Annotated in this window: 14 protein-coding genes; 7 read left to right on the plus strand and 7 right to left on the minus strand. The window is 26.4% G+C overall.

The genetic code is table 11. The features are described from left to right. The first annotated feature begins 251 nt into the window (after window positions 1-251). Window positions 252-1,316, plus strand: a complete 1,065-nt coding sequence (serC, locus tag H0H45_RS01060) for a 3-phosphoserine/phosphohydroxythreonine transaminase (RefSeq protein WP_185866762.1) — start codon at window positions 252-254, stop codon at window positions 1,314-1,316. A gap of 10 nt (window positions 1,317-1,326) precedes the next feature. Beyond that, window positions 1,327-1,998: a YggS family pyridoxal phosphate-dependent enzyme gene (locus tag H0H45_RS01065; RefSeq protein WP_185866763.1), complete on the plus strand. Its 672-nt coding sequence runs from the start codon at window positions 1,327-1,329 to the stop codon at window positions 1,996-1,998. Here H0H45_RS01065 and trpA read toward each other — a convergent pair. Genes trpA through H0H45_RS01100 form a run of 7 tightly spaced genes read right to left on the minus strand, consistent with a single transcriptional unit; the run spans window position 1,985 to window position 8,355 of the window. Further along, complete coding sequence (gene trpA / locus H0H45_RS01070) at window positions 1,985-2,755, minus strand: tryptophan synthase subunit alpha (protein ID WP_185866764.1); 771 nt, start codon at window positions 2,753-2,755, stop codon at window positions 1,985-1,987. The genes H0H45_RS01065 and trpA overlap by 14 nt on opposite strands. Next, the gene (gene trpB, locus H0H45_RS01075) at window positions 2,739-3,944 is read right to left on the minus strand and encodes a tryptophan synthase subunit beta (RefSeq protein WP_185866765.1); all 1,206 of its coding nucleotides are present in this window, start codon (window positions 3,942-3,944) and stop codon (window positions 2,739-2,741) included. The genes trpA and trpB overlap by 17 nt, the downstream gene beginning before the upstream one ends. Further along, window positions 3,944-4,537: a phosphoribosylanthranilate isomerase gene (trpF, locus tag H0H45_RS01080; RefSeq protein ID WP_238785237.1), complete on the minus strand. Its 594-nt coding sequence runs from the start codon at window positions 4,535-4,537 to the stop codon at window positions 3,944-3,946. The genes trpB and trpF overlap by 1 nt, the downstream gene beginning before the upstream one ends. A 25-nt stretch (window positions 4,538-4,562) precedes the next feature. After that, the gene (gene trpC, locus H0H45_RS01085) at window positions 4,563-5,375 is read right to left on the minus strand and encodes an indole-3-glycerol phosphate synthase TrpC (RefSeq protein ID WP_185866767.1); all 813 of its coding nucleotides are present in this window, start codon (window positions 5,373-5,375) and stop codon (window positions 4,563-4,565) included. Then, complete coding sequence (trpD, locus tag H0H45_RS01090; RefSeq protein ID WP_185866768.1) at window positions 5,372-6,358, minus strand: anthranilate phosphoribosyltransferase; 987 nt, start codon at window positions 6,356-6,358, stop codon at window positions 5,372-5,374. The genes trpC and trpD overlap by 4 nt, the downstream gene beginning before the upstream one ends. Window positions 6,359-6,360: 2 nt before the next feature. Then, window positions 6,361-6,939, minus strand: a complete 579-nt coding sequence (locus H0H45_RS01095; RefSeq protein WP_185866769.1) for an anthranilate synthase component II — start codon at window positions 6,937-6,939, stop codon at window positions 6,361-6,363. Window positions 6,940-6,945: 6 nt separating this feature from the next. Next, on the minus strand, window positions 6,946-8,355 hold the full coding sequence (locus tag H0H45_RS01100; protein WP_185866770.1) for an anthranilate synthase component I family protein: 1,410 nt from the start codon (window positions 8,353-8,355) through the stop codon (window positions 6,946-6,948). A gap of 271 nt (window positions 8,356-8,626) precedes the next feature. Here H0H45_RS01100 and H0H45_RS01105 point away from each other — a divergent pair, with 271 nt between their 5' ends. The 5 genes from H0H45_RS01105 (at window position 8,627) to ccoS (ending at window position 13,934) form a co-directional block, all read left to right on the plus strand. Then, the gene (locus H0H45_RS01105; protein ID WP_185866771.1) at window positions 8,627-10,432 is read left to right on the plus strand and encodes a putative porin; all 1,806 of its coding nucleotides are present in this window, start codon (window positions 8,627-8,629) and stop codon (window positions 10,430-10,432) included. 119 nt (window positions 10,433-10,551) lie between these two features. After that, a complete protein-coding gene (locus H0H45_RS01110; RefSeq protein WP_238785238.1) occupies window positions 10,552-11,106 on the plus strand; it encodes a glycoside hydrolase family 73 protein in 555 nt (184 codons plus the stop codon). A 23-nt stretch (window positions 11,107-11,129) separates the two neighbouring features. Further along, window positions 11,130-11,519 carry a glycine cleavage system protein GcvH gene (gcvH, locus tag H0H45_RS01115; RefSeq protein ID WP_185866773.1) on the plus strand — a complete coding sequence of 130 codons (390 nt, stop codon included), beginning with the start codon at window positions 11,130-11,132 and terminating at the stop codon, window positions 11,517-11,519. A gap of 11 nt (window positions 11,520-11,530) precedes the next feature. After that, window positions 11,531-13,747: a heavy metal translocating P-type ATPase gene (locus H0H45_RS01120; RefSeq protein ID WP_185866774.1), complete on the plus strand. Its 2,217-nt coding sequence runs from the start codon at window positions 11,531-11,533 to the stop codon at window positions 13,745-13,747. A gap of 52 nt (window positions 13,748-13,799) precedes the next feature. After that, entirely contained in the window at window positions 13,800-13,934 is a 135-nt protein-coding gene (gene ccoS / locus H0H45_RS01125) for a cbb3-type cytochrome oxidase assembly protein CcoS (protein WP_238785255.1), read from the plus strand. Window positions 13,935-13,940: the final 6 nt, after the last annotated feature.

Raw genomic sequence — 13,940 nt, forward strand, 5'->3', positions numbered from 1 at the left:
AAAAAAAAAATTAAGCAAATATTATAAAGAGAAAAAATTTTCTCTTTTTGAAAAGGAACATACCTGGTTATTAGTTAATGGAAATGAGAAAATTATTTGGATTGTAGGAAATCGTTTAGATGATAGATTTAAAGTAACAGAAAAAACAAAAAGAATATTGGGAGTAAAAATATAATTGATTTAATACACCTTATTCATGCAAATACCATTAGGATTTTTTTTAATTTTGGGAAGAATTAGTTATTCTATTTATGAAAATACATAATTTCAATGCAGGTCCTTCTATTTTACCAAAACAAGTGATTAGAAAATCAGCTCAATCTGTCTTGGATTATAATCAATGTGGATTATCTCTACTTGAAATATCTCATAGAAGTAAAGATTTTATAGAGATAATGGAAAAAACCACTGATTTAGTCAAACGTGTGATGAATTTAAATGAGGACTATGCGGTTTTATTTCTTCAAGGAGGAGCTACATTGCAATTTAGTATGGTCCCATATAATTTAATGAAAAAAGAAGCAGCTTATTTAGACACAGGAATATGGGCTTATAATGCAATTAAAGAAGCGGAAAAATTTGGAAAAGTAAGAATCCTTTTTTCTGGAAAAAAAAAGAACTATATATATATATCAAAAACTTATCAAGTTCCAGATGAAGTAGATTATTTTCATTGTACTTCGAATAACACCATTGTAGGTACACAAATGAAAAAATTTCCTCATCCTACTGTACCAATAGTTTGTGATATGTCCTCCGATATTTTTAGCAGAAAATTAAATTTTTGTCAATTTAGTTTAATCTATGCTTCTGCTCAAAAAAATGTAAGTTCTGCAGGAATGACTATTGTTATAATCAACAAAGAAATTTTAGGAAAAATAAAAAAAAACATTCCTTCCTATCTCGATTATAATATTCATATAAAAAATAACAGGATTTTAAATACGCCAAATGTATTTTCTATTTATACTTCTATGTTAACTTTAGAATGGATAGAAAATAAAGGAGGTCTTTCTATTTTAGAAAAAGAGAATCAAAAAAAAGCAAAATTATTATATAACGAAATAGATAAGAGTAATTTATTTGAAAATAAAATTCATAAAGAAGATCGTTCAAATATGAACGTTTCTTTTTTTTTAAAAAACAAAAATCTAGAACAAGAATTTAATTCCATGTGGAAAAAAGAAAATATTGTAGGATTAGATGGTCATAGATCTTTAGGAGGATATCGTGCGAGTATATATAACGCACTTCCATTAGAAAGTGTTCAATTTTTAATTGAGATCATGAAAGAATTTGAAAAAAAATTTTCTTAAAAAAAAAAAAATGAAAGACCTTGAATCTAGATTTTTTTCCATAAAAAAATCCATTCCTAAAAACATTAAAATTTTAGTTGTATCTAAAAACCAAAGTGTCTCTTCCATAGAAAGACTCTATCAAATAGGACATAGAGATTTTGGAGAAAATTATGTTCAAGAAATGATTCAAAAATATCAAAAATTACCAAAAGATATTCGTTGGCATATGATTGGGGTAATTCAAAAAAATAAATTGAAATACATAGTTCCTTTCATTCATCTCATCCAGAGTGTTCAAAAAATAGAACATCTTCAAATAATTAATAAAGAAGCGTTTAAGAATAATCGATTGATAAATTGTCTATTACAAATAAAAATTTGTAATGAAAGAAATAAAACAGGCATCACAAATCAAGAAGCAGATCATATTATGAATCATGATATATATCATCATATGAAAAATGTAAAAATTATTGGATTAATGGGAATGGCCTCTCTTCATGCTTCTATTCAAAAAATAAGACAGGAATTTTTTTTTTTAAAAAAATTATATGATGAATATCAAAGAAAATACCAACATTACATCCTATCCATGGGAATGAGTAATGATTATCCCATAGCTATAGAATATGGGAGTACCTATATTCGGTTAGGAACATCTCTTTTTGGAAAAAGAAAATTAACGACTATCCTAAAATAGATTTTATATATTCTCGAATACTAGATTCCAATCTATTTTTATTTAATGATTGAATGAAAGAACTTCCTATTATTCCTCCATCTGCATATTGACATGAAATCTCAAAGGTTTTTTTATCTCTTATTCCAAATCCAATTAATTTAGATACATGTGGAGAAAATTTTTGTATTCTCTTAAAATAGGAAATTTGCTCTTCTCCAAAAGAAATCGGCTTTCCAGTTACAGAATTAGAAGAAATTAAATATAAAAAACCATCGGTTATTCCACTTAATAAGGAAATTCTATCTGGATCTGTTTTTGGTGTAACCAAGAATATCATAGATAAAAAATATTTTTTAAACATTTTTTGATATTTTTCTAAAAAAACATTGACAGGTAAATCTGGAAAAATTAGTCCAGATATTCCGGATTCATTACTTTTTTTTAAAAAATTTTCTTCTCCAAATTGATAAAACTGATTGTAATACCCCATAAGAATAATAGGGGTTCTTATAGAATCTTTAATCTTTTTTATTTGTGAAAATAACAAAGAAATATTCATTCCATTTTTTAACGAAATTTTATTACTAGTTTGAATAACTATTCCATCTGCTAAAGGATCCGAATAAGGAATCCCTATTTCAATTAAATCTACAGGAAGATCCTGTAAAGTGGTGACTATTTTTTCTGTGCTACTTATGGTTGGATAACCCGCTGTGAAATAAATGCACAATATATTTTTCTTTTTTAATTCAAAGAACTTATGTAGTTTGTTCATATTTATTAGAATACTTATCAAAAAATTTATTATAGACATTAATATCCTTATCCCCTCTTCCCGATAAATTAACAATAATCACCTCGTTTATTTTAAACGAAATTTTTCTTAAGGCAGCTAATGCGTGAGCACTTTCCAATGCAGGAATAATTCCTTCTAATCGGATCAATTCATATCCTGCTTGTAAAGCTTCTTCATCTGTAGCATGTAAAAAATTTACACGTTTTTTTAAAAAAAGATTTGCATGCATAGGCCCTATTCCTGGATAATCTAAACCAGCTGATATAGAATAAGTAGGAAGAACTTGACCATCTTGATTCTGTAAAATAAAGGTCATACTTCCATGTAATATTCCTTTAGTTCCGCAATGGATAGAAGCAGCTGTCTTTTTTGTATGGACTCCTAAACCAGCAGCCTCCACTGCAATGAGATTGACGAAATCATGATCTAAAAAATGATAAAAAGATCCCGCTGCGTTACTTCCTCCACCTATACAAGCAACAACATAATTTGGAAATTTACATCCTTCTTTTTCTTCTAATTGGTTCTTGATTTCTTCACTGATAATCGATTGAAAATCTGAAACCATTTGAGGATACGGATGAGGACCTATTGTGGATCCTATTAAATAATAACATTCTGAATGATTGATCCAAAAACGAATAGCTTCATTAACGGCATCTTTAAGTGTCTTATCTCCACTAATAACTGAAATAACTTTAGCTCCAAGAGCTTTCATTCGTAAAACATTAGAAGATTGACGTTCCATATCTTTTTCTCCCATAAAAATCATACATTCTAAATTCATTAAAGCACAAGTAGTAGCTGTGGCTACTCCATGTTGTCCGGCACCTGTTTCAGCAATAATCTTTTTTTTCCCTAATGTTTTAGCTAATAAAGTTTGACCTACTGTATTGTTAATTTTATGGGATCCCGTATGATTTAAATCTTCTCTTTTAAGGTAAATCTTACCTCCATATTTATCGGAATATTTTTTACTAAAAAATAAAGGAGTAGGTCTTCCTACGTAATTCTTTAATATATCTTTAAATGAATTTTGAAATTCTGAACTTTTAATAATTTCTTTGTAATGAGTTTGTAATTCAATTATTTGTCCCTGCAACATTTCAGGAATAAAAGCCCCACCAAATGAGTCGTAATATCCATTTTTATCGGCTAAGTATTTCATTATTCTCTTATTTTTTTCATAAAACTGTTTACTGCTATATTATTTTTTTTCCCTGGTTCTATTTCAAATTGACTATTAATATCAATTCCAAACATTTTAGAGTGCGAATGAAAAAAATTTTTAATTTCATCAAAATCATTCGTTCCTAAACCACCACTTAAAAAAAATGGAACATCAAAATTATATTCATATAATTTTTCCCATCTAAATTTTTTTCCACTTCCTCCATAGGATTTGGTTTTAGTATCAAATAAAAAATAATCACATAAGAATATATAATCTTTAACCTTTTTGAAGGAAAAAGATTCTTCTATACTAAAGGTTTTTATTAATTTTAAGCCTTTTTTTAGTAGATCTTCACAATAAAAAGGACTTTCCTTTCCATGTAATTGAACAAAATCCAATTTATTTTCTTTACTAATTTTTAATACATTGTATTTCGATTCATTGACGAAAACCCCCGTTTTCCATATTCCTTTTTTTAATTTAGGAGGAATGAAATTATATCCTACAAATCTAGGAGAACTAGGATAATAAATAAAACCTAAAAAATCTGGAAACAGATTAGATATTTCTTGTATATGAAATTTCATTCCGCATACTTTTATTTTTAAATGCCTAAATTTCATTGTGATTTTTATTTTCGTAACTTTTTAATGCTTGAATCATGTTTCTACAACTCTTTCCAGGATCTTTATCTTTCATGAAATTTTCTCCAATTAAAAAACCTTTAAATCCTTTTTTTCTTAAATGTAGAATACTTTCTACATCTGTAATTCCACTTTCTGCTATTTTCATATAATTTTTAGGAACTTTTGAAACTAGTTTTGAACAATTTTTGAAATCTACAAGAAAGTTTCGCAAATTTCTATTGTTAATTCCTATGATATCTGAATTTTCTGTCAATTTTTCTATTTCTTTTTCACAGTGTATTTCTATAATCACTTCCAAATCTATACTCTTTGCTAAAGAAGTAAAATCTTTAATTTTTTTCTTAGAGAGAATTTCTGCTATCAATAAAATAACATCAGATCCTATAGATTTTGATTCTATAATTTGATATTCATCAATAATAAAATCCTTTCTTAATAAAGGAATAGAAACAATTGAACGTGTTTTTGTTAAGTTTTCATTTTTTCCATAAAAAAAGGAATAATCTGTAAGAATAGATATTCCACTAACACCAGCTTCTTCATAATCTTTGACCACTTTTTCCATAGATACTGTATCATTAATTATACCTTTAGAAGGAGATTTACGTTTAAATTCGGCAATAATTCCAACGCTACTTTTTTCTTCTATACTTCTAACTAAAGAAAGAGGTTTTCTATTAAATAAAATGCTATTTTCCAATTTTTGGATGGGATATTGGATCCTATTCTTGGATACTTCTTTTTGCTTTACAGAAATAATTTTATCAAGAAGATTCATAAATCTAACAACTTTTTGAGAATATTTTTAGCTTTTCCACTTTTCAAAGAATATTTCGCTTTATCATAGTTATGTTCCCAACTATCTTGATTTAAAAGACTCAAGGCAAATGTAGCGTTGATCAAAACAACTTCATTTTGAGCTATACTTCCTTCTCCAGACAATACTCTAATAAATATCCGTGTATTTTCTTCCGTATCTGTTCCACCTTTTAATTCCTCAGGATTCACCTTATTTTTTCCTAATTCTTCTAAAGAATAAAATTTTTCTCCATTTGGAGAATAACATTTTATATCTCCAGTAAGTGAAATTTCATCATAACCATCTAAGCTGTGAACAATAGCGTAATTATTCTCCGTATTTTGATATATATAATAATACATTCTGGCTAATTCTAGATTGTGAACTCCTAATAATTGATTTTTTGGTTTTCCAGGATTTAATAATGGTCCAAGTAAATTGAAAAAAGTTCTTATGCCTAGTTCTTTTCTTACAGAAGATAGGATATCTAATGTCGGATGAAATATAGGAGCATGTAAATAACAAAATCCCACTTCTTCTAATTGTTTCCTTAATTTTTCTTCCTTATTCGTAAAATGGTAACCTAACTTTTCCAAAAGATTTGAAGATCCAGTTCTAGAGGAAAAACCAAAATTTCCATGTTTGATTACTTTTTCTCCTGCCCCTGCAACAATAAAACATGCTAGAGTAGAAATATTGAAAGTATTTTTTCCGTCTCCACCTGTTCCAACAATGTCAATAGCATGAAAGTCTGTTAAATTCACTGGAATACATAATTCCATCAAAGCCTGCTGAAATCCTAATATTTCTTCTAAAGAAGGTTTTCTCATGTTATACACTATTGCCATAGCTATGACTTGAGTAGGATTTATTTTTCCTTTTAATAGATCTATAAGAATATTTTTAGCTTCTTCTTTTGTAAGAGTTTTTTCTAAAAAGAGATGATTCAGTAACTTTATCATAATTAATTTATACTCAGCCAATTATTTATAATTTCTTCTCCATATGGAGTTAAAATAGATTCTGGATGAAATTGAACTCCGCGTACATCATAAAATCTATGACGTAAAGCCATAATTTCTCCTTTATCTCCAATAGCTGTAATCTTAAGATCCCTAGGAAAATTGTGTGGAGAGATAATCCAGGAATGATAACGTCCAACTTTTATTTTTTTAGGAATTTTTTGAAAAAGAATTTCTTGTGAATCAACAATCTTGATTAAACTAGTTATTCCATGATAAACTTCTTTAGTGTTTAGAAGAGTAGCTCCAAATACTTCTCCTATAGCTTGCTGACCTAAACAAACTCCCAAAATACTTTTACTAGAAGCATATGTTTTGACTAAAGGTTTTAAAATATGCGCTTCATCAGGAATACCAGGTCCTGGAGAAAGAATTATTTTACTGTATTTTTCTATATCAGAAAGTTTAATTTCATTGTTTCTAGATACTTTTACAGGATTTTTTGTAAGTTTTTTTACTGCGTGAACAAGATTGTATGTAAAAGAATCATAATTATCCAATATTAGTATTTTACTTCTCATACTTTTTCATATATTTTTAGCGAATTCTATAGCCTTAAATAAGGCCATAAGTTTATTATTCACTTCTTCCAACTCTTTTTCTTCTTTAGAATCGGAAACTATACCTGCTCCAGCTTGAAAAAAAAGAATATTGTTTTTACTGACAAAAGAACGAATAACAATAGCTGTATTCATATAATTATTATCTAATCCAAAAAACCCAATAGCTCCACCATATACTCCCCTATGTTGATTTTCTATTTGATCAATCAATTCCATAGCTTTGTATTTCGGTGCTCCAGAAAGAGTTCCTGCAGGAAAAGAATCTCCAAATACTTTTATAATGGATATATTTTTTTCTAATTTTCCAGATACTTTGGAGACCATATGTAATACATGTGAAAATTCCTGTATTTCCTTAAAATATTCTACTCTTACATTAGAGGAATTTTTACTTAAATCATTTCTTGCTAAATCAACTAACATGACATGTTCTGCATTTTCTTTAGGATTCTTAGAAAGATCTTCAGATAATTTTTTGTCTGTATTTTCATTCTCTGATCTTCTGATCGTCCCTGCTATCGGATTTATGTAGGCGATTTGATTATGAATCACCAATTGAGATTCTGGAGAACAACCAAATAACTTATAGTTTCCATAATCAAAATAAAATAAATATGGAGAAGGATTAATAAATCGTAAAGCACGATACACATTAAATTCATCTCCTTTAAATTTTTGTTGAAATTGACGGGATAGAACGATTTGGAACACATCTCCACGTAAACAAGCTTTTATTCCTCTATCTACCATTTTTTTGTATTCTTGATCTGTAACGTTAGACGAACGGATTCCTATAGATTTGAAAGAAAAAACTGAAAAATTTTTTCTTTTAACTAATTCAACTAGTTGATCTATAGATGTCTTTTCAATATTAGGAAATTTGTGTTCTACTAAATACATTTCATTATAAAATGGATGAAATATTATTAAATTTCCATAAAATCCAAATCTGATTTTTGGCAAATTATAAGATTCTTTAATAGAAGCATGAAACTGAATATTTTCAAAATATTGAATACTATCGTAAGATATATATCCATAAAATCCAGAATAAGAAATTGAAGTGTTTTCGCTTTGAAATTTTTGTAGAAAATCATCAATTAAAATTGGGATATCTAATCTATCATTTATGAAAATATGTTTATGAACATAATTTGGATACGATATACGTACTACATTTTTATCTAAAATCCATTCAGAAACTGGATTAATACAAAGAATGGAAGAACACCTATTTTTATTAATAGGATCATCGGAAGTTTCTAACAACAAAGTTTTCGGAAAACGATCTCTTAATTTTAAATATAATTCTATTGGTGTAGTACTATCAGCCAAAATTTTTTTCTGAATAGTTCTAAAACTAAATTTGAACATGATTTATAACATTTTGACATGATGAAAAACATGATGAAAAAAAGGCCGCCACAAAGACGAGCCTCATAAATATTTTTTTGTTTGTTGGATATCCACCCTTTTGCTATGCTATTTCTATGCTATTAGGGATGATTAATACAAATCGAAGATTATCTATATATTTTTACTTCAGAATTTACCTATCGCAAAGATAAATAAATTTTTTATATATCTATAGGATATTTATTAAGTAGTAGAATTTGTAATTCAATTACAATTATTAATTATATATATGAAAATATTCATTTTTACTTTCTTATTTATAGGAGTTTATGTCACTTTTTCCATGGAAATAAAAACTTTGGATCCAAAAAATTTTTCTATGAATATTTCTCATTCTGTTTTTCCTGTTCCTCAAGATTATCAATACTGGACAGAAGAAAATCCTCAAAAAAAAAATTTAGATCTGACATCTCCTTCTAATTATTCTTATAATTTTTTTAGAAAAGATAATTTTGGTTCATTTCAATATCAGGATAAAGAGATCTTCATTCCTTTTTTTGATAATAAAAATCCTAACGTTTTTTTTTCTCGTGAAAAAATTCGATTTTTTGACGTAAAGACTCCGCTTTCCGAGATTTTTTATATGAAGATTCCTTATAAAATCCTAGGAGGATTTTTTACTCAAAGCCCTAATAAAAGAACCAATTATTCTATAGAGTATAGAAATCTTTTTTTTCAAAAAAGACCAAAAATAGAAAAAAAGAATAGTTTTTTTTTAATCACATTTACTACCGATCAAAATCATCTCCCCAATCATTATAAATTTTGGGGACATTATCTCTATCAAAATTTTTATAGACAAAAAGAAAAAAAAAAAATATTTTGGAACACTACGGATAATATGAATTCTTTTCAAGAAAAAAAGAATTTCTTTTATCAAAGAATGGATATAAATTTCCTTCAAAAAATTTTTCCTTTTTCATCTTGGATAAAATTAGAGAATGGAAAATCATTTTTTTTGAAAAACCATATGGAATACACAAAATATTTTAAAACTCATTTTTCTTCGAAAAAAGAATTTCCAAACAATATGATCAATATATCCTCATTAAAAAATGAGTGTTTTTTAATTTTCAATCAGGAAAAATCAAATATAGAAATAGGAGTTTCTTATGATAAGATCCGTTCTCAATTATTTTCAAATCATTTATTCTATAAAATTTTTATGAATTTTCATAAAAAAGAAGATCTAAATCTAAATAGATTTACAATGGAAGCAAAAATTCATTATTTGGTTAATAAAATGTTTAAATTTCATTCTAATGGAAAATGGATGATAGAAAATAGAGATAAATTCAAAAATCATTTACAAGCAAATATTCAATTGGATACAATTTTCTTTCCAGAATTTTATCTTTTAATGAATTTAAACATGAACAAAAATATTTTTCCTTCTTTTATCAATTTTCCCATTTTTCAAAGAGATAATAACTGTTATAATAGAAAAAAAAATAATATCGTATTAAATACAAAATCAATAGACTTATCTATATTTTATAAATATATGGATTGTTCTTTGAACATATCTAAAATAAACCATCCTTATCAAAATGAAAATGAAAATAAAAATTTTTTATATTGGAAGTATATATCTTCCTATATTTTTAAAATAGGAGTCATTCATAATCTATGGAAACTTCAATTCAACCATATGATTTTATGTCAAAAACAGAACTCTGATCAATTAATTTTTTCCATTCCAAATTTTATTTCAAGAAATACCATCTCTTACAAAGATTATTATTTTCATCAAGCATTATTAATCCAAACTGGATTTTCTATTCATTATTTTAGTAAATTTCCCTATCAAAACTTTTCCTATCCATTTGATCTATTTTATTTTTATTTAGAGAACGAATGTTTCCCAAAAAAAATAGGAGGAAGTCCTTTTATAGATTATTTTTTGAATCTAAAGTTATTTAGAACTAACTTTTATGCGAGTCTAGAAAATCTAGGCTTTCCTGAAGAGAATCAAAAATCTAAAAAACAAAATTTTTTTATTAAAATAGGTTTAGTATGGAACCTTTTTACTTGAGGCAATCAATAGACAAAAAATCCGTAATTTTATTCCTGATGAAAGAATTTTTTTATTTTTTATTCTTCTTTTCCATAAATTCTCTCTTTTTATCTTCAAAAGAAGAGAAAAAAGAGGAAATGGAAATACAAAATGTTATTGAATATGTTAAAAAATATGCTTTATTTGCTGTTGAGGAAATGGAAAAGTTTGGAATACCGGCTAGTATTAAATTAGGACAGGGAATGTTAGAGTCATCTTTTGGAAATAGTTCTTTAGCTAAAGCCACTAATAATCATTTTGGAATCAAATGTGGAAAAACTTGGAGAGGAGATGTTTATTATCACGATGATGATCTCCCAAAGGAATGTTTTCGTAAATATAATTCTGTCAGAGAATCTTTTCATGATCATTCAAAATTTTTGAAACAATCACGTTATTCTGAACTTTTTTTTCTTAAAAAAAAAGATTATCAAGGCTGGGCTACAGGTCTTAAAAAGGCTGGTTATGCTACTTCATTCCAGTATGATGATCGATTGATTGATCAAATAGAAAAGTATCTTTTATGGAAATTAGATCAAGAAACCTCTCAAGGAATAGAGAAAAGATTAAATAATTATTTAATAAAAATAAGAAATTCACGATCCACTATTTTTGATTCTTTTTTCTATAAAATTTTTCGGTTTTTTATGTAAGAAAAATAAAATCATTATTAAAAATGAATCCCAATAATTTAAAGTATAGCAAAAATCATGAATGGATAGGGTTCGAGGTTAACAAAGAAAAAGCCTATATTGGAATTACCCATTTTGCCCAAAAGGAATTAGGAGATATTGTCTACCTAGATATAGATGAGATTGTTATAGGAACAGAAATGAAAGAAGGAAAGGTTTTTGGAACTATAGAAGCTGTTAAAACAGTGTCAGATTTGTTTATGCCTGTTTCCGGAAAAATACTAGAAATTAATAAAATTTTATTCTCAAAACCAGAGTATATAAATAAAAATCCTTATGAAGAAGGTTGGATTCTTCAAATAGAAATTTTGGAAAAAAAAGAATATAATCGGTTAATGTCTTTCGAAGAATACAAAAAATATATAGGAGAATAAATAATTCCTTAATGAAAAAAACGGAAAATTTTGATTTTCTTGATGATGAAAAAATAGCAGAAAAAATAATTGATTTTAAAGATCAAAATCTTACCTTCGTTCGTTTTTTCATCCCTTCCATTTATTGTAGTTCGTGCATTTCTGTTTTAGAAAATCTATCTAATCATCATAAATATATTCTTGAATCTACTGTAGATTTTTCCAATAAAAAAGTTGGAATAATATTCAAAAATAAAAAATTGAAATTAAGTGAATTAGCTGTTTTTCTTGAAAAAATTGGTTATAAACCATCTATCAATTCTGAATCTATCGAAGATAACCAGGAAAAAATATTTGATAGAAAATTGATAGGAAAATTAGCTATTTCTTTTTTTTGTTTTGGAAACATTATGCTTCTAGCTTTTCCAGAATATGTAGGGGCATATGAAGATGCATGGTTTTTAGAAAACCGTAATTTTTTCCGTTATTTAATGGTAATTCTTTCTCTTCCGGTTGTTTTATTTTCTCTTATGGATCATGTGAAATATGCTCTTTTAGGATTAAAAAAACACATTTTTAATATGGATATCCCTATTACTATAGGAATAGGAGTTCTTTTTTTATGGAGTTGTTATGAAGTTTTTTTAGATCTAGGATCTGGATATTTTGATAGTCTTGCTGGTTTTTCTTTTTTTTTACTTCTTAGTAGAATGTTTCAAATTCATACTCATAGAAAAATCCTATCTTTTGACAAAAATTACAAATCTTTTTATCCTATTTACGTATCAAGAATTTTCAATAATAATAAAGAAGAAAAAATTTTACTATCCTCTTTAAAAAAAGGGGATATCATTGCCATCAGAAACGAAGAAATTATTCCTGCAGATTCTATTCTAATAAAAGGAATAGCATCATTAGATAATAGTTTTATTACAGGAGAATCTCATTTAATTAATAAAAAAATTGGAGAACGCATTTATGCTGGATCTAAACAAAAAGGAGAGATTATTTATTTAAAAATAATTAAAAATATAGATCAGAGTTATTTGAGTTTACTATGGAACAAAAAAAAATTTCCTCATAAAAAATTACTTCATTTAAATTCCATATCTAATAGGTTTAGCAAATATTTCACTCCTATTATTTTAATGATTTCTATCATCACAGGAATATATTGGTCTTTTATCAATGTATCAAAAGTTTTTCAAACTACTTTTTCCGTATTAATTATTACTTGTCCTTGTGCTTTAGTCCTTTCAAGTCCATTAATTTTTGGAAATATTATCCGATTTTTTTCTAAAAAGGGATTTTATGTAAAAGATATTTTTACCATGGAACGAATTTCTACAATAAATACTTTAATTTTTGACAAAACAGGAACTATTACGGATCCCAATAAAGAAAAAGTTGTTTTTATCGGAAAAAAGCTTAGACACAAAGAAAAAAAAATTATAGCCTCTTTATTAAGAAATTCCAATCATCCTTTAAGTAAAAAAATTTTTACAGAGTTCTTTATGAAAGAATATTACTCTATAAATAATTTTCAGGAAATTATAGGTCAGGGAATGAAAGGGATCATTCAAAATGTTTCAGTAAAAGTTGGATCTCCAAAATATTTAGGAATCACAATAAAAAATTGTAAAGAAACAACAGTAGCTGTTTCTATAAACGAAAAATTTTTCGGTTATTTTTTATTTAGAAATTTTTATCGTAAGGGAATAAAAAAAATATTCAAAAATCTGAAAAAATATGAAATTGTTATTTTATCCGGAGATAATAATGAATTAGAAAAAAAATATTTAGAATCTATTTTGCCAAAATCTAGTAAAATTCTTTTTAATCAAAGTCCAGAAGAAAAATTTAATTATGTAAAAAAAATCCAAAGAAATGGAAAAAAGGTCATGATGATTGGAGATGGAATCAATGATTATGCTGCATTAAATCAAAGTGAAGTGGGCGTTTCTATATCAGAAAATCCAAGCAATTTTTTTCCTAGTTGTGATGCTTTTATTCAAGCCAATTATTTGGAGAAAATTTTTTTGTTTTTAAAAATATCCAAAATAGCTACTCAATTAGTAATTGTTAATTTTGTGATTAGTTTGTTTTACAATGGGATAGGAATCATATTTGCGGTGACAGGTCATTTAAAACCTTTTATAGCTGCTATTTTAATGCCTTTAAGTTCTTTATCAGTTCTTACCTTTTCTATCTTATCTACTTGGATGGTTTCGCGTAGATTTCTATCTTAGATGAGATAAAACAAAACTTTTTTATTTGTGTTATATGGATATAATAATTATTATGATATTGTCTAGTCTTTCTTTAGGAGGAATTTTTCTTATAATTTTTTTAATAAGTCTTTATTCTGGTCAGTTTGATGATTGTGAATCTCCTAGAATTAGAATTCTAATAGATGAGACTTATAAAAAAAAATAATAATTC

It is taken from the genome of Blattabacterium cuenoti (assembly GCF_014252095.1).
Taxonomy (GTDB): Bacteria; Bacteroidota; Bacteroidia; order Flavobacteriales; family Blattabacteriaceae; genus Blattabacterium; species Blattabacterium cuenoti_F.